A 25,632-nucleotide genomic window follows, 5' to 3' on the forward strand; every position below is an offset into this window, starting at 1 on the left:
CACCAGGCGGCATTTCGAATGCCCAGGGCACTCGGCGCCAGACACCAGTGCCAGGCGCAATCCCCGGCTTTGCCCGCGTGTCCAAAGCGACTTTCAATTCCGGGCCAAACCTCGCCGCCCAGCGCCAGGTAACGGTTTCCAAAGGCCCACCGGCCTTTGGTGGGAGAGGTCCGGAGGGGGCAAAGCCCTCTCCGGTTCGACGTCTCCCCGAACCATCCCCGCGCCGCTGAGGCGGCGTCCCTTCGACCTTCGGTTCAGTGCGACGAGCCCTGGCTGTCCGACACGCGCGTCGTCCGCCGCCGCGGCGTTGCCTTGCTGGTCCGCCGTGGTGGTGGCGCGGGCGGCTGCGTCACTGCGCGCAGGGGCGGCAACGGCGGCATGTCCGGCTGGCGGAGCAGCGCGCTGCGCAGCAGCAGGTCGCGGCGGATGGACATCAACTCGGCTTCCATGGGCGATTCGTGGTCACGACGGTGTTGAACCCGCCAATCGGGGCAAATGAAGGACTTCAGGGCGACCGATCCGTGACATTCCGCACAGGGAAGGGCCTTTGGGGGCGCTCCCGTACACTGGCGGGACCGGGTGAAGGCACCGCAATCTTCGCATCCCACCCTTGCGATGGGCGGCGTCATGCGAAACGGCTCCCTGCCGCCGCCCCCTCGGATGGTGGCCACGCCGCGATGCGGGGCCGCGCATGCACGACCGCGCCCGGGCTGACCGTTACCCTCGGAACACCCGTGCCGGGCGCGCAGGCCAGGCCGCGGATGCGTGCGCCAACGTCCCAGTGGAACCGCAATGCCACTGGTCCATGCAATGGCGCGTAGAGCAGGATCCATTCGTCTTTGCTCACGCCTCCTGCTCCATGCCTTAGTTTGATCGTGTGATTCACGCCTCCGGCGATTCCACTTGCGGCGATCACGCTTTGGGCATCAGCCCTGGGCGGCTTGGCGGCGGGCCTCGATACGCAGTGCGGTCATGGCTTCCCCGCGGAAGCGGATGCCGGCGACCGGGACGGGAAGCCCGGCCGCGGCGAGGGCCGCCATGACCCAGCCGTTGCAGGTGAAGCCCAGGCTGTAGCGCTGGGCCGAGGGCAGCAGCAGCCTGGCGCCGTTCTCCGGTGCCGGCGCCAGCGGGCCCGGCAATTGGTCCAGGATGAAGCCGGCGATGGCGGCGTGGCCGCCCATGGGCAGGCGCAGGGCGACGTGCTCCTCGGCCCCTGGCGGCGCCGGGCCTTGCAGCGCGCGGACCGAGACGGCGGCCGGCCCGCCGGCGATCGCCCCCAGCGCCTCCGCCGATCCCGGCCGCGCGGCGCGCATCCAGGATTCCAGCCCGAAGCCGAAGGCGAAGGCCTGCGCCGCGGGGGCCGCGCCCGCGAAGGGTGCCAGCGGCCCGGCCCGCACGGTCGCTGCCAGCACGCACAGATCCGTGTGCCAGGATTCGGCGGCGACCAGCAGCGTCGCCTGCGACAGCGGCGCGGGGTCCCGCCCCCCGTCCGGCGCGGCGCAGGCGCCGAGCAGGGCGGTCGACAGGAGGGCGCGCCGGGGCAGCATCCATCCGTTTCACCATGTCGTGTCGCGGCCGGTCCAGCCTGCTGCCTATTCCGACCGCGCGCCGGTGCGGCGCACCAGGGCCGGCCAGCGCTCGGCTTCCGCCCGCACCAGGGCGGCGAAGCGGTCCGGGCCGTGTGCGGTGACGGTGAACCCCTGGCCGGTGAGGTCCTCGGCGATGGCCGGCTGGGCGAGGATGGCGGCGAGTTCTGCGGCGAGGCGATCGATCGCCGCTGGCGGCGTGCCCGCCGGGGCCAGGATCCCCTGCCAGGTCACGACGTCGAAGCCGGGCAGCAGGGTTTCGGCCACGGTTGGCACGTCTGGGATGGCGGCGGACCGGTCCGCCCCGGTCACCGCCAGGGCGCGCAGTCTGCCGCCACGGATGTGCTCGATCGCCGCGGGCAGGGTGACGAACAGCGCCCCGACATGCCCGGCGACCAGGTCGACCACGGCGGGGCCGCCGCCGCGATAGGGCACGTGGGTGAAGCGCAGATCGGCCTGCAGGGCGAACAGCGCCCCGGCCAGGTGGCCGATCGACCCGTTGCCCTGGGAGGCGACGGTCAGCCGACCCTCTTCCTCCTTCGCCCAGTCGACGAAGGTCGCCACGCTGGTCACCGGGGATCGCGGATTGACCACCAGCACCTGGGGCGCGCGCACCGCCTCGATGATCGGGGCGAAGTCGCGCACCGGGTCGAAGCCGACGCGCGGATAGAGCGCCGGGTTGATCGCCAGCGGGTCGGACCCGACCAGCAGGGTCAGGCCATCCGGCCGGGCGCGGGCGACCAGTTCGAAAGCGAGGTTGCTGCCGGCGCCGGGGTGGTTTTCCGCGACCACCGGCTGGCCCAACCGCGGCATCAGGTGGCGCGCCAGCAGCCGGCCGAGGATGTCGAGGCTGCCGCCGGGGGCGACGGGGATGACGATGCGCACCGCCCGGTCCGGCGCCCAGGAAGTGGGCTGCGCGCCGGCGGCGCGGGACATGAGCCCGGCTGCGCCAAGCAGGGTGGATCGGAGGAGGTCGCGGCGGATCATGGCAGGCATTCCGGCGGCTTGATGGAATGGGTTTCTCCAATGCCGCTGAAATCTTGCAAGCAAAAGATTTTCCATCTACTGAATATCGAAAATCAGCCAAGGACTTGCCTGTGAGCCGCCGCTTTGAGCCCGACGATACCGACCGCGCCATCCTCCGCCTGATCCAGCGCGACGCCGCCCTCTCGCTCGCCGATATCGCCAAGGAAGTCGGGCTGACGCCGACACCCTGCTGGAAGCGCATCCGCAAGATGGAGCAGGAGGGTGTGATCACCGGCCGGGTGGTGCTGCTGGACCCGGAGAAGGTCGGCCTCGGCGTCTCGGTCTTCGTGGCGATCGAGACCGGCGACCATTCCGCCAACTGGATCGAGACCTTCGCCGCGACGGTGGGCAAGATGCCGGAAATCGTGGAGTGCTGGCGACTTGGCGGCGACGTGGACTACCTGCTGCGGGTGGTGGTGCCGGACATGCAGGCCTTCGACACGTTTTATCGCCGGCTGACCGCGCAGGTGCCGGCGTTGCGCAAGGTGACGTCGCGGTTTGCGATGGAACGGGTGAAGAGCACGACAGCGCTGCCGATCTGACGGCGATCGGAGGCGCGGCGGCAGTGAGGAACCGGAAGGGTCGTTGCCCCCTCCGGACCTCCCCCACCAAAGGCCAGGGGCCTTTGGAATGCCGTCACTTGGCGCTGGGCAGGGCTGTTTCGTTGACATGGAACGGTAAGCGGGCGCGCGAGTGGTGTCTGGGCTTCCGGCGTGGCGCGACTTTGCTCGTTCCGAACGCCTGTACCGCTCGCCGCCAGGTATCGGTTTCCAAAGGCCCTGGCCTTTGGCGGGCTGAGGTCCGGACAGGCGCAAAGCCCCTCTCCGCCTTCCTTTCCTTCGCGCAGTCCGGCCGGCGCCTCTCTCCGCAAGCCACGGCGCGCCAATGGCGCACAGCGTTCCGGATGCTCCGCCGGGAGCGAACGGTGGCTTGCGGCAGGGCGCCGGTTGTCGCGCTTTGTCGCAAACGGCTACAACCGACTCGTGCCCGCACCGTTGATCGCTCCCTCCCTCCTCGCCGCCGACTTCGCCCGCCTGGGTGAGGAGGTGGACGCCATCGCCGCGGCCGGTGCGGACTGGCTGCATCTCGACATCATGGATGGGCATTTCGTGCCCAACATCTCCTTCGGGCCGGTCATCGTGAAGGCGCTGCGCAAGCGCAGTGCAATGCCCTTCGACGTGCATCTGATGATCGCGCCGGCCGATCCGTATCTCGCCGCCTTCGCCGAGGCCGGCGCAGACCTGATCAGCCTGCATCCGGAAGCCGGGCCGCATCTGCATCGCTCGCTCCAGACCATTCGCGCGCTGGGCAAGAAGGCAGGGGTGGTGCTGAACCCGGCCACGCCGGTCGACGCGGTGGTGCATGTGCTGGACCTGACCGACCTGATCCTGGTGATGTCGGTGAACCCTGGCTTTGGCGGGCAGTCCTTCATCGACAGCCAGTTGGCGAAGATCGCCACGCTGCGGCAGATGATCGACGCGACGGGGCGGTCCATTCATCTCCAGGTCGATGGCGGCGTCACGGCAAAGACGGCGCGGCCCTGCATTGAGGCCGGCGCCGACGTGCTGGTCGCCGGCACCGCGGTGTTCGGGCAATCCGACTACGCCGCGGCGATCGCCGCGATCCGCGGGGCCGCCGCATGATCGGCATCCTGCGCGGGGCCCGGCAGAAGCTCGCGCGGCTCAAGCCCGTCCGGGTGCCGGATGCCCCGGCGCGGGCCTTCCGCGACCTGTGGCCCGGCGATCCGGCGCGCGGTGCCCGGCTGCTGCGGGGCGAGTTCGAGACGCTGGGCACCGCCCGCATCCTGCGCCCCGGCCTGCCGGGGACCGAGGGCTGGGACACCGCATCCGGCACGGCTGCCTGGCGCGCGGCTGCGCACGGCTTTGCCTGGATGCGCGACCTGCGGGCGCTGGGCACCGATGCGGCACGCCTGCATGCCCGCGCCATGACGGATGACTGGCTGGCGCGCGGCGCCGACGAGGCCGTGGCCGATGCGCCCGAGGTGGTCGGCGCGCGGATGTCCGCCTGGCTCGGCCATTGGGATTTCTTCGCCGCGACCTCCGAGGACGCCTTCCGCCGCGCGGTGATGACGCGCATGGCGCAGGACGCCCGCGACCTGTCCGCCGCCTTGCCGGCTGAGGCCGAGCATCGCGGCGCGCTGGCCGCGCTGAAGGGCGCGATGGCGGCGGCGATCGCCTTGCAGGAGGACGCCTACCTCCAGCGCGCCGCCCGTTTCCTGCCGGCCGAGATCGAACGGCAGTTCCACCCCGATGGCGGGCATGTCGAACGATCTCCGTCGATGCAGTTGCTGGCACTGCAGGACCTGATCGAGATCCGCAACCTGCTGCATGGCGCGGGGATGGAACCGCCGCCGCATCTGGCGGCCGTGCTGGACCGCGCGGCGCCGGCGCTGCGGCTGTTCCGCCATGGCGATGGCGGGCTCGCGCTGTTCAACGGCACGCGGGATGAAGGCTCGGCGCTGCTCGACCTGGTGCTGACGCAGGGGCAGGCACGCGGGCGCGCGCCGCTCGATTTGCCAGAGACGGGGTTCCAGCGGTTGCAGGCGGGGCGCACGCTGATCATCGTCGATACCGGCGCGCCGCCCACGGCGCGGGCCACCGCCGGGGCCGAGGGCGGGTTGCCGGCCGGCGCCGACCGCTTCGCCCATGCCGGAACCCTGGCCTTCGAGATGTCGATTGGCCGTGACCGGCTGATCGTCAATTGCGGCGCCGCCCCGGCGGCCGAGGAAGCCTGGCGCGACGCGCTGCGCGCCACCGCGGCGCATTCGACGCTGGTGCTGTCCGACACCAATTCGGCGGAACTGCGGCCCGAGGGGTTGGGGCGCCGGCCCGAACAGGTTGAGACGGCGCGCCATGAATCGGCCGGCGCGCAATGGCTGGAGGCGAGCCATGACGGCTGGCGCCGGGCCTTCGGCGCGGTGCATAGGCGGCGGCTGTATCTCGCGGAATCCGGCGACGACCTGCGCGGGGAGGATGTGGTCGAGATCCCCGGCGATGCCGCCATCCCGGCGTTTTCGCTGCGCTTCCACCTGCATCCGGGCGTCGTCGCATCGCTGCTGCAGGATGAAAGTGCCGCGCTGCTGCGCCTGCCATCGGGCATCGGCTGGAAGATCCGCGCCAGCCGCGCGCGCGTGGCGCTTGAGGACAGCGTGTATCTCGGCGGCGAGCCGCGACGCTCCTCCCAGGTCGTGCTGCTGGCGGAGGAGGGCGAGACCTCGGTGCAATGGGCGATCACCCGGGTCTCGATGCCCGCGCCCGGCACGACGCCGGCCGTCGAGTGAACCGCAAGGCCCTGGCCTGGGCGTCCTTCGACTGGGCGAACAGCGCGTTTCCGACCGTCGTTTCGACCTTCGTCATCGCTGCCTATTTCACCCAAGGGGTGGCGCCGGATGCCGCGACCGGGCAGGCGCAATGGGGCTGGATGCAGACCATCGCGGCGCTGGCGATCGCGCTGTTGTCGCCGCTGCTCGGCGCCATTGCGGATCTTGGCGGGCATCGGCGCATGCTGCTGGCGGCCTGCACGCTGGTGACGGCGGTGTTCACCGCGCTGGTGTGGTTTGCCGCACCTGATCCGTCCTACACGGTGTGGCTGCTGGTCTGCGTCGGCATCGCCACGGTCGGCTTCGAACTCGGCACCGTCTTCTACAATTCCATGCTGCCGGAGGTCGCGCCGCCGGCGCAGATCGGGCGAGTCTCGGGCCTCGCCTGGGGGCTGGGCTATGCGGGGGGGCTGGCGTGCCTGGCCATAGCGCTGGTGCTGCTGGTGCAACCCAACCCGGCGCTGTTCGGGCTGGATCGCGGAACATCCGAACATGTGCGCGCCACCGCCCTGCTGGTTGGTGCCTGGACGCTGATATTCGGCTGGCCGGTGCTGCTGATGGTGCCCGACCCGCCGGGCGAGAGACTGCCCATGGGGCAGGCCGTGACCACCTGCGTCGCCGAGACGAAGCATCTGGTGCGCGGGCTGCCGAAGCGGCCCGACATGCTGCGCTTCCTGATCGCGCGGCTGTTCTACACGGATGGGCTGAACACGCTGTTCGCCTTCGGCGCCATCTTCGCCGCCGGCGTCCATGGCCTGGATTTCGAGGAGATCCTGCTGTTCGGCATCGCGCTGAATGTCACGGCAGGCCTCGGTGCCGCCGGCTTCGGGCTGGTCGAGGACCGGGTCGGGTCCAAGCGCACGGTGATGGTCGCCCTTGTGTCCATGGTCGTGCTTGGGGCGGCGCTGTTGCTGACCGACAGCAAGGCCGTGTTCTGGGGCATGGCCATGGCGCTCGGCATCTTCATGGGGCCGGCACAGGCGGCATCGCGCACGCTGATGGCGCGCATGGCGCCGGAAGGCGAGATCGCCGCACATTTCGGGCTGTTCGCGCTGTCGGGGCGGGTCACCGGCTTCTTCGGCCCGGCGGTGCTGGCGGCGGTGACGCACGCGACCGGCAGCCAGCGCGCAGGGATGTCGACGGTGCTGGTGTTCCTGGCGGTGGGGGCGGCGATCCTGGCAACGGTCAGGCCGGTGCGGGGGTAGGGCGGCCCCCGGTCGGGTTACGATGATGGCCCGAACGTGGCAGGTGCGATTCCACCCGCCTCAGGACCACGCGGTCAGCGATCGGGTTGCCCCGCCCCGAACACCCCGCCATCGGTCGGGCGCAGCGCCTCGAACATCTCGGTCACCACGGCGTAGTCGCGGTACCCGCAGCGCGCCAGCGGCTGGGCCGCGGCGGTGTCGAAGCGGCCATTGCGGAGGAACGCTTCGTCGATATGCACGCCAACCACCTGGCCTATGATGATCCAGCCATCCACCGCCTTGCCGTCCACGTCGTGCAGCGGCATGGACTGCACCACCCGGCATTCGAGTGACGCCGGCGACGCGGCGACGCGCGGCGCCTTCACCACGCGGCACGGCGCCGTCTCCAGCCCTGCCGCGGCGAATTCGTCCTCCCCGGCCGCCAGCGCGGCGGAGGAGGTGTTCATCGCGTCGAACAGCGGCTGCGTGGACAAGTTGAACACGAACTCCCCGGTCGCGATGGCGTTCGCCGCGCTGTGCTTCATCGACTCGCTGGTGAACATCAGCATCGGCGGGCGCGAATGCACGGCGTTGAAGAAGGAATACGGTGCGAGGTTCGGCCGCCCCTCAACGTCCAGCGTCGAGATCCAGCCGATCGGCCGCGGCGCGACGATCGCCTTGAACGGGTCATGCGGCAGCCCGTGGCCATTACGCGGTTCGTAGAACATCGGGTCAGACCTTCCGCGCGATGGCGCCGTATAGCCGCGGCCCGGCCAGCGCCAACACCGCCAGCGCCATGATGATCGCGCTGCCCGGCCGCGTGATGAACACCGACCAGTCGCCCTGGCTGATCGTCAGCGCCTGGCGCAGCGCCTGTTCGGCCATCGGCCCAAGGATCATGCCGATCACCACCGGTGCCACCGGGAAGTCGAAGCGCCGCATGAACATCGCGACCACGCCCAGCGTGTAGAGGATCACCAGGTCGATGACGCTGTTGGAGATGCCGTAGGTGCCGATCGTCGCGAACACCAGAATGCCGGCATAGAGCTGCGGCACCGGAATTTTCAGGATGCGCACCCACAGCCCGACCAGAGGCAGGTTCAGCACCACCAGCATGACGTTGGCGATGAACAGGGATGCGATCAGCGTCCAGACCAGCTCCGCCTGCTGGGTGAACAGCAGCGGCCCCGGATTGATGCCGTAGGACTGGAAGGCCGACAGCATGATCGCCGCCGTCGCGCTGGTCGGCAGGCCAAGGGTCAGCATCGGCACCAGGATGCCCGCCGCCGCGGCGTTGTTCGCGGCCTCCGGCCCGGCCACGCCCTCGATGGCGCCGACCGTGCCGAATTCCTTCACGTATTCCGGCTTCGCCAGTTTCCGCTCGGCATAATAGGACAGCATGGTCGGCATCTCGGTGCCGCCCGCCGGCAGCACGCCGAAGGGAAAGCCCAGCCCGGCGCCGCGGATCCACGGCCAGAAGGACCGCTTCAGGTCCTCCCGCGACAGCATCAGCCGGCCGACCTCCAGCACCTCCTGCTTACCCGCATGGTGGCGCCAGGCCATGTACAGCGCCTCGCCGACCGCAAACAGCGCGACGGCGACGAGCACTACATTCACGCCATCCAGCAGTTCCGGCACGCCGAAGGTCAGCCGCGGCTGGCCGGTCTGCAGATCGACCCCCACCAGCCCCAGCATCAGCCCGAAGGCCAGCGAGGTCAGCCCGCGCAGCGCCGATGACCCCAGCACCGCCGAGACGGTGACGAAGCACAGCACCATCAGCGCGAAGTATTCCGCCGGCCCCAGCACTAGTGCCCATTCCACGATCACCGGCCCCAGGAATGCGATCCCCAGCGTGCCCACCGTGCCCGCCACGAAGGACCCGATCGCCGAGGTCGCCAGCGCCGGCCCCGCGCGCCCGTTGCGCGCCATCTTCGCCCCTTCGAGCGCGGTGATGATCGACCCGCTCTCGCCCGGCGTGTTCAGCAGGATCGAGGTCGTGCTGCCGCCATACATCGCGCCGTAGAAGACACCGCAGAACAGGATGAAGGCGCCCGTCGCACTGACCGAGAAGGTGATCGGCAGCAGCAGCGCGATGGTCAGTGCCGGGCCGATACCCGGCAGCACGCCAACCGCGGTGCCGAGGAAACAACCAAGCAACGCCCAGGCGAGATTGGCCAGGGTGAGGGCATTGCCGAAGCCGAGAGCGAGTCCCGAGATGGAGTCCATGAATCAGCCTCGCAGGGATACGGGACGTTCGGCGGGATGGCGCGGCTGAAGGCGGAGGGGGCCTTGCCCCCTCCGGACCTCCCCCACCAAAGGCCAACGGGCCTTTGGAATGCGGGTTTTTGGCGCGGAGCGCGGCGGGGGCGCTGCATGCCGAAGGGCACGGCGGCGCTCGGCGCGAGCGCGGAGGGCTTGGAAAGCCACCCCGGCCGAGCAACAGGAATCGGGTTCCGGCACCCTGCTCGCCCGCGAATTTCGGGTCCCCTGCGCCGCGGTCGAGCGGCCCGGGCGCGCAGCTGACCAGTTTGGCACCAGGTTGAGGTTTGCAAAGGCCCGCCTGAGGATCCTGATGGAGGGGCTCTGCCCTTCCAAACCACCCCGCCAGGGGCCAGCGGGCCCCTGAACCACGGACACCGGGCGTCGGGCCCGCCAGGTTGTTCGGCCCATCCGAAGCCCGTTCCGCGCACAGGAGCACGCTTCGCCGCCGATACCGCCCTCGGCGCACCGCACCAGACGGAGGTTTGCAAAGGCCTGTAGCCTTTGCTGGGGTGAGGTTTGGAGAGGGGCAAAGCCCCTCTCCAACTGCCCCGCGCACCCACGGGACAGCGCCCCCCCGCACCGCCTCACAGCACGGCCTCGCCCCGCAGCACCGGCACGCAATGCCCGCCGACGCGGGCTCGGATGCCGTCAGGCATGCGCCGCGCACCCGCCAGCAGCAGCGAAGGCCGCCCCATCTCGACACCCTGCGTCATGTCCCAGCTGCCCTCGGTGCCGCCATCGAGGTTCAGCAGGAAGCCGGCCAGCGGTGTCGCCGCGCTGCCGGTTGCCGAATCCTCCCAGGTGCCGGTCAGCGGGGAGAACATGCGCGTCCGCACTGCCGTCCCGTCGCGGCAGTACAGGTACAGCGATAGGAAGCCGCGCGTCTGGTCCGGATGCGCCGCGACGGCGCGGCGGAAGGCGCCAAGGTCGGGTGCGGCGGCGGTGAGGCCCGCCGGCGTCACCTCGGTCAACAGGCGGTGGTTGCCACCATCGGCGGCGAGGGTCGGCGTGTGCCGCGCGGTGACGATTGCATCTTCGGGCAGGCTCGCGCAGGCCGCGGCGATGGCTACGGGCAGTTCCGCGCCGATCCGCAGCGGCTGCGGGGCGGCGACCTCGGCACCCAGCACGCGGCCGGTGTCGTCGCGCAGCAGCGCGACTTCGACCAGGCCGGCAGGTTCCTCGAAGCGGTAGGTGCGCGGATTGTCCTCGTCCTCGCGGCCGAGCACGAAGGCAGTGCCGACATTGGGGTGGCCGGCGAAGGGCATTTCCGCGACGCGGTTGAAGATGCGCACGCGGGCGCTGTTGTGGGGATGCGCCGGCGGCAGGACGAAGGTCGTCTCGCTCAGGTTGAACTCGGCGGCGAGCGCCTGCATCTCGGCATCCGACAGGCCGCGCGCATCGGGAAATACGGCGAGCTGGTTGCCACCGAAGCGGCGGTCGGTGAAGACATCGACAGTGACGAAGCGGAAGGCGCGCATTGCTTATGCCCTCAGACGGCGGGCGCCGGGCATCCGCCCGGCTTGCCTTCGCGCCACGCGCTGGTGCGCTGGGGACGGCGGGTGGTTTGGGCGCGGTCGCGCTGTGCGCTCGCAGCCCGAAGCAGAGCCTCGGGCTGGTGCGGGATGATGGGCACGGGGCCTGCTGCCCCGATGCGCGCCGGATCTCCCCTCAGACGCACGGCGCGGCCGCGCCGTGCGCTCGCGGCCCGGGGCGGAGCCTCGGGTCGATAGGGGGTGGTCGTCATGGGACTTCCTGACCAAGCGCCCGCAGGATCGCCCCTTCGAGCACGCCGGCGCCGATGTTCACGCCGAGCGCTTCGACGAACAGGAAGAAGGCGCCGAGCGAGACGGCGAGTGCAATGACGGCGTCGCGCAGCGGTGCCCGCGACCCGAAGGCCCGCGCGGTGCAGACGAACTGCACCGCCGCGCCGATCGCGAAGCCGAGCGGCACGATGAGCACCAGGTTCAGCAGCATGCCGCCACCCAGCCAGGCGAGCGCGGGCAGGTTGGGCGGCCCGGCCTCGGCCACTTCGGGCAGATCGGCGCTCCAGCCACCGCGCAGTGCCGCGGCGCAGATCAACAGGCCCAGCACGACCAGCGCGGCGGCGATGACCGCCGGCACCAGCTTCGGGCCCACCACCGCATAGACCGGCGTCACCGGGATGACCCAGGTCAGCCATACGGTCATCAGGCCCAGCCCGGTAACCCCGAGGCCGACCATCAGGTCGGGAAACGCACCCTGCTTCATGGCGTCGCGACCCCGCCGGTCAGGCGAGGCCGAGATCCTTGAGCACGCCCTCGGTTTCGCTGCGGTCGCGATCGAGGAACTGGTCGAAGGCCGGGCCAGTGAGGAAGGCATCCTCCCAGCCGCGATCCTCGAGGATGCGGCGCCAGGCCTCGGTGGCGTGGATCGCGGTCATCAGGTCCACCAGCGCCTGGCGCTGCGTCGCGTTGATCCCTGGGGCGCCGAACACGCCGCGCCAATTGGTGGCGACAACGTCGATGCCGCTTTCCTTCAGCGTCGGCACCGCGGAATCGAGCCGGCGTTCGCCGGTCGTGGCCAGGGCGCGCACACGGCCGGCCTTGATCTGCTCGGAGAATTCGGACCAGCCGGAAATGCCGGCCGCAACCTGCCCGCCGAGGATCGCCGCCTGCGCCGGCCCGCCGCCTGGGAAGGCGACGAAGGAGGCCTCGCGCGGCTGGCGGCCGAGCTTCTGCAGCATCAGGCCGAGGATGATGTGGTCGGTGCCGCCGGCGCTGCCGCCGGCGACCGAGACGGCGCGCGGATTGGCCTTCAGCGCGTCGGCGAGTTGGCCGATGTTCTGGATGGGGCTGTTGGCCGGCACGATGATGACGCCGGCTTCCTCGGTCATGCGGGCGACCGCGACGGTGTTCTGCAGCGAAATCGGCGTCTTGTTGGTCAGCGCCGCGCCGACCATGACGGACCCGCCGACCATCAGCGCGTCGGCGCGCCCGCGTCGCTGCTGCAGGAAGCGCGGCAGGCCGACCATGCCGCCGGCGCCGCCGACATTCTCGAACTGGAGGGTGCCGACCAGGCCCGACGCGCGCGCCGCCTGTTCGATGGCGCGGCCCAGGCCGTCCCATCCGCCGCCGGGCCCGGCGGGTACGAACATGTACAGGCTGGCGAAGCGCTGCTGCGCGAGGGCGATGCGCGGCAGGACGCCAAGCGCTGCGGTTGCGGCAATAAGGCTACGGCGATGGGTCATGGATGGTGGTCCCGGTCGTTTCCCTGGTGTCGGCCAGCATGCGACGGCGCCGTGCGCCGCGCAAACGCGGATGGGGACGGGGCTTGCGCGCTCGTGGCGCATGAACAATAATGAGACGCATTCGCAATTAAAGGCGCCATGCCCCCCTCCGCCACCTCCTCCCGACTCCACCGCCGGCTGCTGAAGGTCGAGGCTTGGGCCGCCGGCATCGCCTCGCGCCCCTTGGCAGGCCGCAGCACGCACGGGCGCAACGCATCCGCGACGCGGGGCCCGGACCATCGATCGGACCGCCAGCCGGAACCGACCGACAGCAACGTCTCGTTCCTCTCCTGGCGTTGCTGATCCCCCCCCCCGCCGGTCGTGTCCCGCCCGCTCCCCTTGCTGGTGCGCCGGCAGGGGAGCGGGCCAGCAGGCCGCGGAAGACGGCAGTGGTTTGCGGTCGACCGTGCTCACGCACGGCCGCTCCAAACCAATGTTTGAGCGAGCAGCCTTGCGCGCCTGATCGATTCCGGTCGGACGTGGTCTTTTCCAGGGACCGCTGATCCGGGACCGGCGCCAGCGGGGCGTCGCGGCCGGGATCGGCGGCAACAGGTCCGATGGGGCTTGCTCCGACACGGAGCGGCACGGAAGGATGCTGTCCTACCGATTCGAGGGGGGACACGGTCCTGGACGACAATGATGCGCCGCGCCTGCGGCGCCGGATGCTCGTGGTGAAGGTGGCGACGCTCGGTGCCGCGGCACCGGCCCTGGCCGGCTGCGTCGTCGTGCCGAACAATGCCGGCTATGCGCCGCAGCCCCGAGGCACCGGGTTGACCGATGCCGACCCGAATGACGGCCCGGGGCAGGGCCGCGGCGGCAATCGCGTGCGCACCGGCTACACGGATTCCGACCCCTCCGATGGGCCGGGCCAGGGCCGCGGCGGCTACAGCCCGGCGCGCCGGCGTACCGGCTTCACCGATGCCGACCCGTCCGACGGTCCCGGCTATGGCCGCGGTGGCGGGCGCGCACGGGGCACCGGCTACACCGATGCCGACCCGAATGACGGGGCGGGCCAGGGGCGTGGCGGCACGCGCCGCGCGGTCACCGACAGCGATCCGCGCGACGCGCCGGGGCGCGGTCGCGGTTATTGACGACCGATCCGGCCGCTTGCGGCGGATCAAGCCGCGAAACCGTGCGATGGGGCACTCACCCCTCTCTCACCTCGCTTGCCGAGACTGGCGCCTCGGCCCGATGATACGCCGGGGGAAGGAGAGGGATGAGCATGACCGAGACGGGCGCGCCCCTGACCGGGGGCAAGGATGCGGCCGACGAACCGGAACGCCGGGGCCTCGGGCGCCGGCTGCTGGTGTTGCGCGTCGCGACGGCGGGCATCGCCGCCGCCGCCGTCGCGCCGGCGGCCGAGGCGCTGGAGCCGACGCCGGTGCAGTACCGCACCGGCCTCACCGATTCCGATCCGAGCGACGGGCCGGGCTTCGGCCGTGGCGGGTATCGCGGGCGGCCGCGCACGGGCATCACCGATTCCGACCCGAATGACGGGCCGGGCTTCGGCCGTGGCGGGTATCGCGGTGGGCGGACGGGGATCACCGACAACGACCCCAATGATGGGGCGGGCAATGGCCGCGGCGGGTATCGTGGGCCGGCACGCACCGGGCTCACCGACAACGACCCGAACGACGCGCCGGGCAATGGTCGTGGCGGCTACCGTGGGCCTGCACGCCCGCAGGGCCGGGCCTATACCGGCATCAATGACGGCGATCCGACCGATCCGTCCGGCTATGGCTCGGGGTGGCGGCAGCGGCGCGGCACGGGCATCACCGATTCCGATCCGAATGACGGGGCCGGGCAGGGCCGCGGCGGCGGCGCCCCCCGCAAATGAACCGGCACCGGATGGCGGTCGACCGCGATGCGCGGTGGCAGGCGCGGACGTCATGCCCGACGTGAAGGAGGGGCGCCTCGGCCGCCTGTCGCGGCGCATGCTGATGGTCGGCGGTGCGGTGGGCCTGGTGCCCGCGACATCGGTGGCGCAGCCGCGGACCGGAACCTCCGACAGTGACCCGCGGGACCCGGCCGGGCGCGGCCGACCCTATACCGGCCAATCCGACAGCGACCCGCGCGACGGCGCCGGCCGCGGACGCCCCCGCACCGGGGTTTCCGACAGCGACCCACGCGATGGCGCCGGGCGTGGCCGGCCCTATACCGGCCAATCCGACAGCGATCCGCGCGACGGCGCCGGACGCGGACGCCCCCGCACGGGCTATTCCGACAGCGACCCGCGCGATGGCGCCGGGCGTGGCCGGCCCCGCACCGGCTTTTCAGACAGCGATCCGCGCGATGCCGCCGGACGCGGACGAGGATCACGATGAGCGCGACTGTGGCAGAGGAAGCCTGGACCCTGGCCTTCGGGACGCTGTCCCTGGAGGACGGCATGGCCATGCGCGAAGGGACCGCCTGGCGGCTGATGCCGGGCAACGACCCTGAGCGCTTCGCGGGGCTGCTCTCGGTCGCCGATCTCGATGCCTTCCTGCGCACCGATGCCGCGCGCACGCCGCGCGTGTCGATGGCCGATGGCGCGCGCCAGGGCAGCGCCGCGCTGCCGATCGACGACTACATCGAGGAAGGCGGCGACCGCGTGGACCTGCCGCAGTTGTTCGCCCGCCACGACGAAGGCGCGAGCCTCGTCGTGTCCCAGTTCCACGAGGTCCATCCGCCGCTGGCGCGCTTCTGCCGCGGGCTGGAGAAGGCCTTCCTGCATGGCGTGCAGGCCAATATCTACCTGACGCCGCCCGCCGCGCAGGGCTTCCGCGTGCATTTCGACACGCATGATGTGCTGGTGATGCAGGTGTCGGGCCGCAAGGCGTGGCGGGTGTGGGACCACATCCCCTATCCCGCGCCGACGCGCCACACGCCCTGGGCCAACAACGCCTCCGTCGAAGGCGAACCGCACGCGCTTCTGATGGCGCCGGGCGATGCGCTGTACCTGCCGCGTGGCGTGATGCACGAGGCGATGGTGCAGCAGGGTGGCGAACCGTCCCTGCACATCACCATCGGGCTGATGGAACCGGGGCTGGGGGAGATGTTGCGCAACCTCCTCGCCGACCTTGAAGCCGAGGAGCCGGCGCTGCGCGCCGCCATGCCGACCTGGCGCCTGGCGGAACCGGACGGTGCCGCCGTGCTTCAGGGCCGGCTGGCCGCGGCGCTGGCGGCGCTGGCCCGACCCGACATCGCCGACCGGCTGACCATGGCGGCGCTCGACCGCGTGGCGCGCGACCGCATGGCGCTGCCGGGCCGCTCGCTGCACACGCCGCCGCCCGGGCCGGATGACCGGCTGCGCCTGTCCGAGACCATGCACCACACGCTGGTGCCCTTCGAGACGGGCGGCGCCGCGCTGCGCTGGTATGGCGGCGTGGAGAAGCTGACCGCCCAGGAACTGGAATGGCTGATGGGTCTGGAGGACGGCGCGACGGCGGCGGAACTGGGGGAGGATGCGCTCGCCTTCTGTCGGCGCCTGGCGCAGCAAGGGGTGCTTGAGCGGGTGTAGGGCGGCGCTGGATGGGACCGGAATGGGGCTTTGCCCCGTTCCGGACCTCATCCCGCCAAAGGCCCAGGGCCTTTGGAAACCAGCGCTTCGACGCCGGCCCTGCGCGCAGGGACATCGCCGCGAAGGCCCTGTCGCCGTCCGTCCGAACAATCCGTCGCGCGCCCCGAAATCCCCGCTCGACAAGCAGCCTCACGACCAGCGCCGCCTGATCGAGCCTTGCTTCAGCAAGCGCAAGCCGTTCCGCCGCGACGCAACCCGCTGCGAGACGACTGCCGGAAAACACCCCGGCGTCGTCACTCTCGCCGCAATCATCCTGTGTTTGGGGTGAGTGCCCACGACCCTCGCACCCCGGCCTGCCATGGCGGGCCTTGCCATCCCGTGGCGCAACTTTCCGGCGGTGCGCGCCGCGTTCAGCGCCGTGGGGCCGCGCGGCCGGGAGGTGGCGCCGTCGTACCACGCAGCATGATGGGCGCCTCAAGTTCCGGCGGCAGTGGCGGCACCTCGCCGGCGGCGAGCGCGGCAAGGTGGTCGGCGGCGCGGCGCCCCATCTCCGCGGCCGGCACGTGCACGGTCGTCAGCGGCGGGTCGCCATGGGCCGGAAATTCGAGGTCGTCGAAGCCGGTCACGGAGATATCCGCCGGCACCGACAGGCCGCGCGCGCGCGCAGCGGCGACGGCACCGAAGGCGAGGTGGTCGTTGCCGCAGATCACCGCGGTCGGACGCGGGTCGAGTGCCAGCAGCGCCGTCATGGCGGCATGGCCGTCCGCCACGCTGTAGGCGCGCTCCGCAAGCAGCGGCGGTTCCAGCCCGAGCCCGGCCTCGGCCAGCGCGGCACGCACGCCGGCAATGCGCGCGGCCGCACGGTCGTTGCCGCGCGCGACGCCGGCGATCATGGCGATGCGGCGATGCCCGAGTTCCAGCAGGTGGCGTGTCATGCGTGCGGCGGCGGCGGCGTTGTCGAAGCCGATGCAGGGGCGCGCGCAGCCCTCGGCGTGGTGCGTCCAGGTGATCACTGTGGGCATCTCGGCCGGCAGCAGGGACCAGGTCTCGGGTTCATGCGCCGCGCCGACCAGCAGGATGCCATCGACACCGCGCTGCAGCAGTGATCGCAGACCGCGGGTTTCGAGCGCCGGATCGTAGCCGGCGCTGGCCACCAGCAGCGACATGCCATGCGCGGCATCGAGCCTGCGCTGGAAGGCGTCCATGCAGGTGGCGAAGATGGCATTGTCGAGGGTCGGCACCACCGCGCCCATCGCTCCCGTCCGGCGGGAGGCCAGCGCCCGGGCGGCGCCGTTCGCGAGATAGCCGAGTTCCCGCGCCGCGGCGTCCACCCGGCCGCGGAGTTCGGGCGAGACGCGATCGGGCATGTTGAGGGCGCGGCTCACGGTGGCGACCGAGACCCCCGCCGCCGCGGCCACGTGCCGGATGCTGATGCGCTTCGCCATCCGGCGATTGTAAGCGATTTCAGTCGTGCGGGGAAGCAAGTGAGAAGCCAGCGTTGACAGCTCTGCCTGCCTTGTGGTCGTATCGTGAAAACGTTTACAAATGATCCGTGCTTCACCGCACCGAGGAAACGAACAGGACAGGTCAGCCATGTCGGGAGCCGACATGACGGCGACGGAGCGTGCCCCGGCGGGCATAGCGCCCGTCCCGCCCCGCCCAGCCGCCCCGCGCCGCCTGCGGCGCCTCGGTGGCGCGCGCCGGCGCCTGGCCATCGGATCGGCGAGCCTGGTGGGGCTGCTGGCGCTGTGGTGGGTGCTGACCACCGGCACGGGCTTCGTCACCGCCTATCGCTTTCCCTCGCCCGAGGAATTCTGGGCGGCGCTGACCCAGTTCGTGACCGATGGCTATGCCGGCGGCACGCTGTGGGTGCAGGCCTGGTACTCCACCCGCCTCGTGCTGATGGGCTTCGCTGTGGCGGTCGTCACCGGCGTGCCGCTCGGGCTGCTGATGGGGGTTTCCGCGCGCGCCGAGGCGCTGCTCAACCCCGCCTTCCTGCTGGTGCGGCCCATTCCGCCACTGGCCTGGATCCCGTTGGCCATCGTGTGGCTCGGGCTTGGCGACGCGGCGAAAGTGCTGGTGATCTGGTTCGCCGCCTTCGTGCCATCCGTCATCAACACCTGGACCGGCGTGCGCGGCGTGGACCGCACCCTGATCGCCGCGGCGCGGGTGCATGGCGCACGGCCGTGGCAGCTGCTGGCCGAGGTGATCGTGCCCGGTGCGATGCCGATGATCTTCATCGGGCTGCGCCTCTCGCTGCAGGCCGCCTGGACGACCCTGGTTGCAGCCGAGCTGGTGGGCGCCTTCTTCGGCCTGGGGCGGGTGCTCGACGCCGCCTATCGCGACATCAACCCGCCGATGATCGCGGTGGCGATGGTGGTGGTCGGCATACTGGGCGCGGCGACCACGCGCCTGCTCGCCATCGCCGAGACGAGGCTCATGCCATGGCGCAGCTAGGCTTCGTCGAACGTATCCTGCTGACGCTGGCGGGCGCTGCCGGGTTCTTCGCGCTGTGGCACGGCGTCGCGGAGTCCGGGCTGGTGACCGCCAATGCGCTGCCGACGCCGGTCGCGGTGCTGAGCACCGCCTGGCGGCTCTGCTTCGAGCCCTTCGCGGGGCATACGCTGGTCCAGCACCTGCTCGCCAGCCTCGGGCGCTTCGCCATGGGTTTCGGGCTCGCTGCGATGGTCGGCGTGCCGCTCGGCCTGGCGATGGGGCGGTGGCGGCTGCTGGATGACATCGTCACGCCGATCTTCGAGATGCTGCGCTTCGTCGCCCCGCTCGCCTGGGTGCCCTTCGCCGCGCTGTGGTTCGGCACGGGCATCGGCGGGCCGGTCATGGTGATCTTCGCCGGTGCGTTCCCGCCCTGCCTCATCAACGCCTATCGCGGCGCGAAGCTGGTCGAACCCCGCATCGTGGAGGCGGCGCAGGTGCTGGGCGCCTCGGGGCCGCGGATCATGCTCGAAGTGCTGCTGCCCGGCAGCCTGCCGTCCATCGTGGCGGGGCTGCGCGTGTCGGCCGGGCTTGCATGGCAGTCGCTGATCGGGGCCGAGCTAATCGTGGCGTCCGCAGGCATCGGCTACGTCATGGTCCAGGCGCAATCCAACCTGGCGCCGGCAATCGTGATGTCGGGGATGCTCGCGGTCGGCATCGTCGGCGTCGCACTCGACGTCGCGCTCCGCCGCACCGAGGCGCTGGTGAAATCCCGCTGGGGGCAGGCATGAAGGACATTCACTTCGACGCCGTCGGCAAGGCCTTCCCGACGCGCGCGGGCGGCGCGTTCGTCGCCATCTCGGACGTGACGCTGACGGTGGCTGAGCGCGAATTCGTCGCCGTCGTCGGCCCCTCGGGCAGCGGCAAGACGACGCTGATGCGTATGGCCGCGGGGCTCGACCACCCGACCTCCGGCTGCGTGCGCGTCGGCGGCAAGGAGGTGCGCGCCCCCGGCCCCGACCGCGCTGTGGTCTTCCAGCAATTCGCCCTGTTCCCGTGGAAGACGGTGCGGGAGAACATCGCTTTCGGCCTGCGCTGCCAGGGTGCATCGCGCGCGAGGCAGGACGAGGTGGTGGCGCGCTACCTCAAGCTCATGAGCATGGAAGGGACCGAGGACCGCTACCCGCACCAGCTGTCGGGCGGCATGCAGCAGCGTGTCGCGATCGCACGGTCCTACGCCATCGAGCCCGACGTGCTGCTGATGGACGAGCCCTTCGGCGCGCTCGACGCGCAGACGCGCACCGTCATGCAGGAGGAGCTGGTGCGGCTGACGCGCCGCGAGCCGCGCACCACGCTGTTCATCACCCATGCGGTGGAGGAGGCGGTCTACCTCTCCGATCGTGTCGTGGTGCTGGCGCGCGACCCGGGACGCCTGCGCGAGATCGTGGACGTCAGCGCGGTACGCACCGCGGAAAGCTGGGACACCATGCCGATCGACGCGGTGATGGACCTGCCGAGCTTCACGCATCTGCGCACCCATGTCTGGCGCCTGCTGCGCGACCAGATCCGGCCCGACGACTGACAAGCAACAACAGGAGGATGACGTCCATGCACACACGACGCACGCTGCTCGCAGCCGCCGCGCTGGCGCTGCCGGCGATCCGGCCGGCAATCGCGCAGGGCCTGGCATCCATCAAGGTTTCCTACCAGCCTGCGTTGTATTGGGCGCTGCCTTTCTTCATCGCCACCGAGAAGGGGTGGTGGCGCGAGGCGGGGCTGCAGCCGGAATTCTCGACCTTCGCGGCGGGTGCACCGCAGGTGGCGGCCCTGGCCGCGCGCGCCTGGGACGCCGGCGGGACGGGTTCGGCCCCTGCGGTGCTCGGCGCGCAGCGCTTCGGGCTGCTGACGGTCGGCATCACCAATGACGAGAGCGCCGGCAATGCGCTGGTCGCGCGGCGCGCGGATGTCGAGCGCATCCGTGCCAATCCCGCCAGCCTGCGCGGCCAGCAGATCCTGCTGACCACCAACAGCACGGGGGAATACGCGACCTTCGCCTGCCTCGAGCGCTGGGGCCTGTCGCGGCGCGACGTGACCTTCGTCAACCTCGGCCAGGCGCAGATCATCAGCGCCTTCTCCTCCGGCAACGGCGCGCTCGCCGGCGTCTGGGCGCCCAACATCTACACGCTGCAGGAACGCGCCGAGGGCATGGTCATCTGCTCCGGCAAGGATGCCGGCGCGACAGTGCCCGGCGCGTTGATCCTGCGTGCCGATTTCGCGCGGGAGCGGCCCGAGCTGGCTGCGGCATACCTCGCCGTCTTCCTGCGTTCGATCGCGTGGCAGAAGCAGAACCGTGACGAGACCATCCGGTTGATGGCGCGCTTCTACCAGCAGGGCGGCGTCACGCTGCCCGACCAGTACCTCGCGGCCGAGATCGACACGCGGCCAACCTTCACCCTGCCCGAGCAGTTGCGCCTGCTCGACCGGTCGGCCGGGGCATCGACCGCGGATGGCTGGTTCGCGAAACTGGGCGAGTACCTGCGCGCCGTGGGCACGTTGCAGCAGGTGCCCGAACCGAGCAGCTTCATCACCGACGAGTACATGAAGCGCGTCGCCGACAATCCGCGCCTCGCCGCCTTAGCCATGGCGCGCTGAGCCATGGCGACCCATTGGCTCAAGCGGGCGGCGCGCACGCCCGCCAGCAACGAGGATGCGGCCCGCGAGGTGGCGGGCCGCATGATCGCGGAGATCGAGGCCGGGGGCGAGGACGCCGCGCGGCGCTTCGCGCGCGAGCTCGACCGCTGGGATGGTACGATCCTGCTGGGACCTGAGGAGATCGCGCGCACCGTGCGCGCCGTGCCGGACCAGGCGCGCGAGGACATCGATGCCGCCATCGCCAATGTCCGGCGCTTCGCGGAAGCGCAGCGCGCCAGCCTTCGCGACTTCGAGATCGAGGTCTCGCCCGGCGTCACGGCGGGCCAGCGCGTGATACCCGTGGACTGCGTCGGTGCCTATGTGCCGACCGGGCGTTATGCGCATATCGCCAGCGCCTATATGGGCATCGCCACGGCGAAGGCGGCTGGCGTGCGGCATGTGGTGGCATGCAGCGCGCCTTATCGCGGCGGGCCGATCCATCCGATGGTGCTCTATGCGATGCATCGCGCCGGTGCGGACACCATCCTGACGCTGGGCGGCGTGCAGGCGATCGCCTCGCTGGCCTTCGGGTTGTTCTCGGGGCGCGCGGCGGATGTGATCGTCGGGCCGGGCAACAAGTTCGTCGCCGAGGCGAAGCGCATGCTGTTCGGCCGCGTCGGCATCGATGTCTTCGCCGGGCCCTCGGAGGTTGCGGTGATCGCGGACGCCACCGCGGATGTGGACATCGTCGCGGCCGACCTGGTCGGCCAGGCGGAACATGGGCATGAGAGCCCGGCCTGGCTGATCGCGCTGGATCGCGACATGGCGGAGGCGGTGATGGCGCGGGTGCCGGCGCTGATCGCCGCGCTTCCGCCGACCGCGCGCGACGCCGCCGCGGTCGCGTGGAACGACTACGGCGAGGTCGCGGCCTGCGACACGCGCGAGGAAGCGGCCGCGCTGTCCGACCGCTATGCCTGCGAACACCTTGAGGTGCAGTGCGCCGACCTGCCCTGGTGGCGGGAGCGATTGGTGAACTACGGCAGCCTGTTCCTCGGCGAGGAAAGCACCGTCGCTTTCGGCGACAAGTGCAGCGGCCCGAACCACGTGCTGCCGACCAAGGCAGCGGCGCGGTATTCCGCAGGCCTGTCGGTGCACAAATTCCTCAAGCCGCTGACCTGGCAGAGCGCGACGCGCGAGGGGGCGAAGCGCCTGTCGGAGATCACGGCGCGCATCTCTCGCCTCGAAGGCATGGAAGCGCATGCGCGCACGGCCGACCTGCGGCTGGCGAAGTGGTTCCCGGGGCATAACCTGCCACTCGGCGAGCCGGTGCAGGGGTGATGCCGGACGCAGCGCGCCTCGCATTCGACCTCGGCGCGCCGCCTCCGGTGCCGGAGGAAGCGATCGCGGCCGCGCAGGCGTTGCTGCAGGGTGGCTGGCTGCATCGCTATGGCGAAACGCTGGGCGATGCGTCGGATGCGGCGCTGCTGGAGGAGGAATTCGCGACGCTGCTCGGCGCGCGCTACTGTATTGGCGTGAATTCCTGCGGCAGCGCGCTGTTCCTTGCGCTGTACGGCAGCGGCGTACGCGCCGGCGACAAGGTTCTGATGAACGGCTTCACCCTGGCACCGGTGCCAGGGGCGATCGCCCATCTCGGCGCCGAGCCGGTCATCGTCGAGGTGACGGACGAGTTGGTCATCGATCTCGACGACCTCGCCGCAAAGGCGCGGGCGAGCGGCGCGCGGCACCTGCTGCTGTCGCATATGCGCGGCCACATGGCCGACATGGATCGCGTGATGGCGCTATGCGACACGCTCGGCGTGTCCGTCATCGAGGATTGCGCCCACACCATGGGCGCGCGATGGGCGGGCCGCCCGAGCGGGCGCTTCGGCCGTGCGGGGTGCTTCAGCCTGCAATCCTACAAGCACGTCAATGCGGGCGAGGGCGGGTTGATCGTCACGGAAGACGAGGATCTGGCGGCGCGCGCCATCCTCGCCTCCGGCAGCTACATGCTCTACGGCCAGCATCGCGCGCGGCCGGCGGAAGACGTGTTCGCGCGCTGGCGCGATGTGACACCGAATTTCTCCCTGCGGCTGTCGAACCTCGCTGCGGCGGTGGCGCGCCCGCAACTGCGGCTGCTGGAGGAACGTGCGCGGATCTGGAGCGACCGCCATGCGCGCCTGGCCGCACTGCTGGGCGCGATCCCGGGCATCCGCCTGCCGCATCGCCCGCAGCAGGAGGAGCATGTGCAGAGCTCCATCCAGTTCGCCGTGACGGGGCTCGATGCCGCCGGCTTCTGCCACTTCCTCGATGCCTGCCGATCGCGTGGCGTGTACCTGAAGTGGTTCGGCGGCGAGGCGGCGGAGGGCTACACCAGCGCGCCGCGGCATTGGTGCTTCCTGCGCGATGCGCAATCACCACCACGCACGGCGGCGGTGCTGGCGCGGCTGTGCGACATGCGCATACCGCTTTCGCTTCCGGTCGAGGCGTGCGAGGCCATCGTCGGCGTGATCGCGCAGGAGCTGATGCGCCAGCGATGACGAACATTCTGACCCGCTTCTCGTTGCAAGGCCGCGTTGCGCTCGTCACGGGCGGGTCCTCCGGGATCGGCCTCGCCATTGCGGAGGCGCTGCACGAGGCCGGCGCGGCGGTGGTGCTCTGCGCGCGACGGGCCGATACGCTGGACGCGGCCGCGCAGCGGCTGGGACCACGCACCGCCACCTGCATCGGCGATGTCGCGCGGCGCAGGGACCTTGCGGGCATTGCCGCGCGCGCGGCCGAAGCCTTCGGCGCGCCGGACATCGTGGTGCATGCGGCCGGCCTCAACGCGCGCCAGCGGTGGCAAGATGTGGACGATGCGGGCTGGGATGCGCAGATCGAGAGCATGCTCGCCGCGCCCTTCTTCCTCTCGCGGCACCTGGTGCCGGCGATGCGCGAGCGCGGTTGGGGGCGCGTGCTGAACATCGCATCCCTGCAATCGGTGCGCGCCATGCCGGACAGCATTCCCTACGGCGCGGCGAAGGGCGGCATCATGCAGGCGACGCGCGCGATGGCCGAGGCCTGGGGCCGCCTCGGCGTGACCTGCAACGCCATCGCGCCCGGCTTCTTTCCCACCGCGCTGACCGCGCCGGTCTTCGCCGATGCCGAACGCGCGGTGCGACTGGCTGGCCAGACCTGCCTGGGGCGGAATGGCAAGCTCGAGGACCTGCAGGGAGCAGCGCTGTTCCTGTGCTCGCCAGCGGCGGATTACGTGACGGGCCAGACACTTTTCGTGGATGGAGGATTCACCGCGCGATGAAATCGCTCGTATTCCTGGGTGCCGAGAGCATGGCGCTGCGCGAGAAACCCGACGCAGCGCCACGCGCGCCCGGCGAGGTATTGCTGCGCGTGGATGCCGCGGGCATCTGCGGCAGCGACCTGCATGCCTATCACGGGCACGATCCACGGCGCGTGCCGCCGCTGGTGCTCGGGCACGAGGCGGTGGGGCGACTTGCCGATGGCCGGCGCGTCGTACCGAACCCGCTGATCTCCTGCGGGCGATGCGCGCGCTGCGCCGAGGGGCGTCCGCACCTGTGCGCGGACCGAACCATGCTCGGCATGCAATATCCCGGCTGCTTCGCGGAGGTGGTCGCAGCACCGGCATCGAACCTGATCGAGGTGCCGGAGCACGCCAGCGACATCGCCGCCGCGCTGACGGAGCCCGCGGCCTGCGTGCTGCACGCGCTGGATCTGTCCCAACGCGCCCTGTGGCGCCCACTGGCGGAGGCGCGCTGCCTGGTGATCGGCGGCGGGGCGATCGGGCTGCTGGCGGCGCTGTATCTGCGCGCCTGGGGCGCGCGTGACACCCGGCTGGCCGAGACGGGCGAAGGGCGGCGGCGCACGGTGGAGCGCGCCGGCGCGGCGGAGGCCTTCGACCCGCGTGCGGCGGCACCGGAAGCGGGCGCCTTCGATTTCGTGTTCGACGCCGTCGGTAGCGGCGGAACGCGTCGCATGGCGGGCGCGGCCGTGGCGCCGGGCGGCGTGATCCTGCACATCGGTTTGCAGGACAATGAAGCAGGCCTCGACACGCGACGGATGACGCTGCAGGAGGTTACCGTGCTCGGCACCTATTGCTACACGCGCGCCGACATGGTGCAGGCGCTTGCCGCGTTGGCGGGCGGCGTGCTCGGCGACCTGGCCTGGGTGGAGGAACGTCCGCTCGCCGATGGCGCTGCGGCCTTCGCGGAACTGGCGTCCGGGCGCTCCGCCGCCCCGAAGATTATCCTGAGACCATGAGGAGGAAGACGTGACCGTGCATTTCTGCGTACACGACGAAGGCGATTCCGCCGGCGTCGTGGTCGTCGAGGGGATCAAGTCCGGCCAGACGCTGAATGGCTGGATCATGGACCAGGACCGGATGATCGAATTCC

General features: G+C 71.0%; 25 protein-coding genes. 16 read left to right on the top strand and 9 right to left on the bottom strand.

Annotated features, from left to right (window positions below):
- Positions 1–254 precede the first annotated feature (254 nt).
- From AAFN86_RS27845 to AAFN86_RS27855, 3 genes are all read right to left on the bottom strand, one after another.
- Positions 255–434 (bottom strand): hypothetical protein, encoded by a 180-nt coding sequence (locus tag AAFN86_RS27845; protein ID WP_347546887.1) that lies wholly within the window; start codon positions 432–434, stop codon positions 255–257.
- Between the two features lie 492 nt (positions 435–926).
- The gene (locus AAFN86_RS27850; protein ID WP_347546888.1) at positions 927–1,547 is read right to left on the bottom strand and encodes a DUF2459 domain-containing protein; all 621 of its coding nucleotides are present in this window, start codon (positions 1,545–1,547) and stop codon (positions 927–929) included.
- A gap of 45 nt (positions 1,548–1,592) precedes the next feature.
- Complete coding sequence (locus tag AAFN86_RS27855; protein ID WP_347546889.1) at positions 1,593–2,573, bottom strand: tripartite tricarboxylate transporter substrate binding protein; 981 nt, start codon at positions 2,571–2,573, stop codon at positions 1,593–1,595.
- Positions 2,574–2,683: 110 nt separating this feature from the next.
- On the opposite strand from AAFN86_RS27855, the gene AAFN86_RS27860 reads away from it, so the two are divergent.
- From AAFN86_RS27860 to AAFN86_RS27875, 4 genes are all read left to right on the top strand, one after another.
- On the top strand, positions 2,684–3,154 hold the full coding sequence (locus tag AAFN86_RS27860) for an Lrp/AsnC family transcriptional regulator (RefSeq protein WP_347546890.1): 471 nt from the start codon (positions 2,684–2,686) through the stop codon (positions 3,152–3,154).
- Between the two features lie 441 nt (positions 3,155–3,595).
- Positions 3,596–4,255 carry a ribulose-phosphate 3-epimerase gene (gene rpe, locus AAFN86_RS27865; RefSeq protein ID WP_347546891.1) on the top strand — a complete coding sequence of 220 codons (660 nt, stop codon included), beginning with the start codon at positions 3,596–3,598 and terminating at the stop codon, positions 4,253–4,255.
- Positions 4,252–5,913, top strand: coding sequence for a heparinase II/III family protein (locus AAFN86_RS27870; RefSeq protein ID WP_347546892.1), 1,662 nt, complete (start codon positions 4,252–4,254; stop codon positions 5,911–5,913). Before rpe ends, AAFN86_RS27870 begins: the two co-directional genes overlap by 4 nt.
- Entirely contained in the window at positions 5,910–7,157 is a 1,248-nt protein-coding gene (locus AAFN86_RS27875; protein WP_347546893.1) for an MFS transporter, read from the top strand. The genes AAFN86_RS27870 and AAFN86_RS27875 overlap by 4 nt, the downstream gene beginning before the upstream one ends.
- 74 nt (positions 7,158–7,231) lie before the next feature.
- On the opposite strand, the gene AAFN86_RS27880 is transcribed toward AAFN86_RS27875, so the two are convergent.
- The 5 genes from AAFN86_RS27880 to AAFN86_RS27900 form a co-directional block, all read right to left on the bottom strand.
- A complete protein-coding gene (locus AAFN86_RS27880) occupies positions 7,232–7,864 on the bottom strand; it encodes a flavin reductase family protein (RefSeq protein ID WP_347546894.1) in 633 nt (210 codons plus the stop codon).
- Between the two features lie 4 nt (positions 7,865–7,868).
- Positions 7,869–9,362: a tripartite tricarboxylate transporter permease gene (locus AAFN86_RS27885; protein WP_347546895.1), complete on the bottom strand. Its 1,494-nt coding sequence runs from the start codon at positions 9,360–9,362 to the stop codon at positions 7,869–7,871.
- A 620-nt stretch (positions 9,363–9,982) separates the two neighbouring features.
- Positions 9,983–10,876: a PhzF family phenazine biosynthesis protein gene (locus tag AAFN86_RS27890; protein WP_347546896.1), complete on the bottom strand. Its 894-nt coding sequence runs from the start codon at positions 10,874–10,876 to the stop codon at positions 9,983–9,985.
- A gap of 262 nt (positions 10,877–11,138) precedes the next feature.
- Positions 11,139–11,645, bottom strand: coding sequence for a tripartite tricarboxylate transporter TctB family protein (locus tag AAFN86_RS27895; protein WP_347546897.1), 507 nt, complete (start codon positions 11,643–11,645; stop codon positions 11,139–11,141).
- Positions 11,646–11,664: 19 nt separating this feature from the next.
- Positions 11,665–12,624: a tripartite tricarboxylate transporter substrate-binding protein gene (locus AAFN86_RS27900; RefSeq protein WP_347546898.1), complete on the bottom strand. Its 960-nt coding sequence runs from the start codon at positions 12,622–12,624 to the stop codon at positions 11,665–11,667.
- A 710-nt stretch (positions 12,625–13,334) separates the two neighbouring features.
- Between AAFN86_RS27900 and AAFN86_RS27905 the strand changes: the two genes are divergently transcribed.
- From AAFN86_RS27905 to AAFN86_RS27920, 4 genes are all read left to right on the top strand, one after another.
- Positions 13,335–13,754, top strand: coding sequence for a hypothetical protein (locus AAFN86_RS27905; protein WP_347546899.1), 420 nt, complete (start codon positions 13,335–13,337; stop codon positions 13,752–13,754).
- A 131-nt stretch (positions 13,755–13,885) separates the two neighbouring features.
- Positions 13,886–14,500, top strand: a complete 615-nt coding sequence (locus AAFN86_RS27910; RefSeq protein WP_347546900.1) for a hypothetical protein — start codon at positions 13,886–13,888, stop codon at positions 14,498–14,500.
- Positions 14,501–14,552: 52 nt separating this feature from the next.
- Positions 14,553–14,987 carry a hypothetical protein gene (locus AAFN86_RS27915; RefSeq protein WP_347546901.1) on the top strand — a complete coding sequence of 145 codons (435 nt, stop codon included), beginning with the start codon at positions 14,553–14,555 and terminating at the stop codon, positions 14,985–14,987.
- Positions 14,984–16,162, top strand: coding sequence for a JmjC domain-containing protein (locus AAFN86_RS27920; protein WP_347546902.1), 1,179 nt, complete (start codon positions 14,984–14,986; stop codon positions 16,160–16,162). Before AAFN86_RS27915 ends, AAFN86_RS27920 begins: the two co-directional genes overlap by 4 nt.
- A gap of 410 nt (positions 16,163–16,572) precedes the next feature.
- On the opposite strand, the gene AAFN86_RS27930 is transcribed toward AAFN86_RS27920, so the two are convergent.
- Positions 16,573–17,607 (bottom strand): substrate-binding domain-containing protein, encoded by a 1,035-nt coding sequence (locus AAFN86_RS27930; protein WP_347546903.1) that lies wholly within the window; start codon positions 17,605–17,607, stop codon positions 16,573–16,575.
- A 148-nt stretch (positions 17,608–17,755) separates the two neighbouring features.
- Here AAFN86_RS27930 and AAFN86_RS27935 point away from each other — a divergent pair, with 148 nt between their 5' ends.
- Genes AAFN86_RS27935 through AAFN86_RS27970 form a run of 8 tightly spaced genes read left to right on the top strand, consistent with a single transcriptional unit; the run spans position 17,756 to position 25,498 of the window.
- Positions 17,756–18,619: an ABC transporter permease gene (locus tag AAFN86_RS27935; protein ID WP_347546904.1), complete on the top strand. Its 864-nt coding sequence runs from the start codon at positions 17,756–17,758 to the stop codon at positions 18,617–18,619.
- On the top strand, positions 18,607–19,386 hold the full coding sequence (locus AAFN86_RS27940) for an ABC transporter permease (protein ID WP_347546905.1): 780 nt from the start codon (positions 18,607–18,609) through the stop codon (positions 19,384–19,386). Before AAFN86_RS27935 ends, AAFN86_RS27940 begins: the two co-directional genes overlap by 13 nt.
- Complete coding sequence (locus AAFN86_RS27945) at positions 19,383–20,177, top strand: ABC transporter ATP-binding protein (RefSeq protein ID WP_347546906.1); 795 nt, start codon at positions 19,383–19,385, stop codon at positions 20,175–20,177. Before AAFN86_RS27940 ends, AAFN86_RS27945 begins: the two co-directional genes overlap by 4 nt.
- A 26-nt stretch (positions 20,178–20,203) precedes the next feature.
- Positions 20,204–21,247, top strand: coding sequence for an ABC transporter substrate-binding protein (locus tag AAFN86_RS27950; protein ID WP_347546907.1), 1,044 nt, complete (start codon positions 20,204–20,206; stop codon positions 21,245–21,247).
- A 3-nt stretch (positions 21,248–21,250) separates the two neighbouring features.
- A complete protein-coding gene (gene hisD, locus AAFN86_RS27955) occupies positions 21,251–22,564 on the top strand; it encodes a histidinol dehydrogenase (RefSeq protein ID WP_347546908.1) in 1,314 nt (437 codons plus the stop codon).
- The gene (locus tag AAFN86_RS27960; RefSeq protein ID WP_347546909.1) at positions 22,564–23,763 is read left to right on the top strand and encodes a DegT/DnrJ/EryC1/StrS family aminotransferase; all 1,200 of its coding nucleotides are present in this window, start codon (positions 22,564–22,566) and stop codon (positions 23,761–23,763) included. The genes hisD and AAFN86_RS27960 overlap by 1 nt, the downstream gene beginning before the upstream one ends.
- Entirely contained in the window at positions 23,760–24,521 is a 762-nt protein-coding gene (locus tag AAFN86_RS27965) for an SDR family oxidoreductase (RefSeq protein WP_347546910.1), read from the top strand. Before AAFN86_RS27960 ends, AAFN86_RS27965 begins: the two co-directional genes overlap by 4 nt.
- Entirely contained in the window at positions 24,518–25,498 is a 981-nt protein-coding gene (locus AAFN86_RS27970) for an alcohol dehydrogenase catalytic domain-containing protein (RefSeq protein WP_347546911.1), read from the top strand. Before AAFN86_RS27965 ends, AAFN86_RS27970 begins: the two co-directional genes overlap by 4 nt.
- Positions 25,499–25,632 lie beyond the last annotated feature (134 nt).

It is taken from the genome of Roseomonas sp. CAU 1739, from assembly GCF_039839775.1.
In the GTDB taxonomy this organism is placed as follows: Bacteria; Pseudomonadota; Alphaproteobacteria; order Acetobacterales; family Acetobacteraceae; genus Neoroseomonas.

Coding starts and splice junctions, on each gene's coding strand:
- AAFN86_RS27965 (WP_347546910.1), top strand. CDS start 23,760: ATGACGAACATTCTGACCCGCTTCTCGTTGCAAGGCCGCGTTGCGCTC.
- AAFN86_RS27910 (WP_347546900.1), top strand. CDS start 13,886: ATGACCGAGACGGGCGCGCCCCTGACCGGGGGCAAGGATGCGGCCGAC.
- AAFN86_RS27940 (WP_347546905.1), top strand. CDS start 18,607: ATGGCGCAGCTAGGCTTCGTCGAACGTATCCTGCTGACGCTGGCGGGC.
- AAFN86_RS27930 (WP_347546903.1), bottom strand. CDS start 17,607: ATGGCGAAGCGCATCAGCATCCGGCACGTGGCCGCGGCGGCGGGGGTC.
- hisD (WP_347546908.1), top strand. CDS start 21,251: ATGGCGACCCATTGGCTCAAGCGGGCGGCGCGCACGCCCGCCAGCAAC.
- AAFN86_RS27960 (WP_347546909.1), top strand. CDS start 22,564: ATGCCGGACGCAGCGCGCCTCGCATTCGACCTCGGCGCGCCGCCTCCG.
- AAFN86_RS27885 (WP_347546895.1), bottom strand. CDS start 9,362: ATGGACTCCATCTCGGGACTCGCTCTCGGCTTCGGCAATGCCCTCACC.
- AAFN86_RS27950 (WP_347546907.1), top strand. CDS start 20,204: ATGCACACACGACGCACGCTGCTCGCAGCCGCCGCGCTGGCGCTGCCG.
- AAFN86_RS27855 (WP_347546889.1), bottom strand. CDS start 2,573: ATGATCCGCCGCGACCTCCTCCGATCCACCCTGCTTGGCGCAGCCGGG.
- AAFN86_RS27945 (WP_347546906.1), top strand. CDS start 19,383: ATGAAGGACATTCACTTCGACGCCGTCGGCAAGGCCTTCCCGACGCGC.
- AAFN86_RS27890 (WP_347546896.1), bottom strand. CDS start 10,876: ATGCGCGCCTTCCGCTTCGTCACTGTCGATGTCTTCACCGACCGCCGC.
- AAFN86_RS27880 (WP_347546894.1), bottom strand. CDS start 7,864: ATGTTCTACGAACCGCGTAATGGCCACGGGCTGCCGCATGACCCGTTC.
- AAFN86_RS27850 (WP_347546888.1), bottom strand. CDS start 1,547: ATGCTGCCCCGGCGCGCCCTCCTGTCGACCGCCCTGCTCGGCGCCTGC.
- AAFN86_RS27900 (WP_347546898.1), bottom strand. CDS start 12,624: ATGACCCATCGCCGTAGCCTTATTGCCGCAACCGCAGCGCTTGGCGTC.
- AAFN86_RS27870 (WP_347546892.1), top strand. CDS start 4,252: ATGATCGGCATCCTGCGCGGGGCCCGGCAGAAGCTCGCGCGGCTCAAG.
- AAFN86_RS27920 (WP_347546902.1), top strand. CDS start 14,984: ATGAGCGCGACTGTGGCAGAGGAAGCCTGGACCCTGGCCTTCGGGACG.
- AAFN86_RS27845 (WP_347546887.1), bottom strand. CDS start 434: ATGTCCATCCGCCGCGACCTGCTGCTGCGCAGCGCGCTGCTCCGCCAG.
- AAFN86_RS27895 (WP_347546897.1), bottom strand. CDS start 11,645: ATGAAGCAGGGTGCGTTTCCCGACCTGATGGTCGGCCTCGGGGTTACC.
- AAFN86_RS27970 (WP_347546911.1), top strand. CDS start 24,518: ATGAAATCGCTCGTATTCCTGGGTGCCGAGAGCATGGCGCTGCGCGAG.
- AAFN86_RS27915 (WP_347546901.1), top strand. CDS start 14,553: ATGCCCGACGTGAAGGAGGGGCGCCTCGGCCGCCTGTCGCGGCGCATG.
- AAFN86_RS27935 (WP_347546904.1), top strand. CDS start 17,756: ATGTCGGGAGCCGACATGACGGCGACGGAGCGTGCCCCGGCGGGCATA.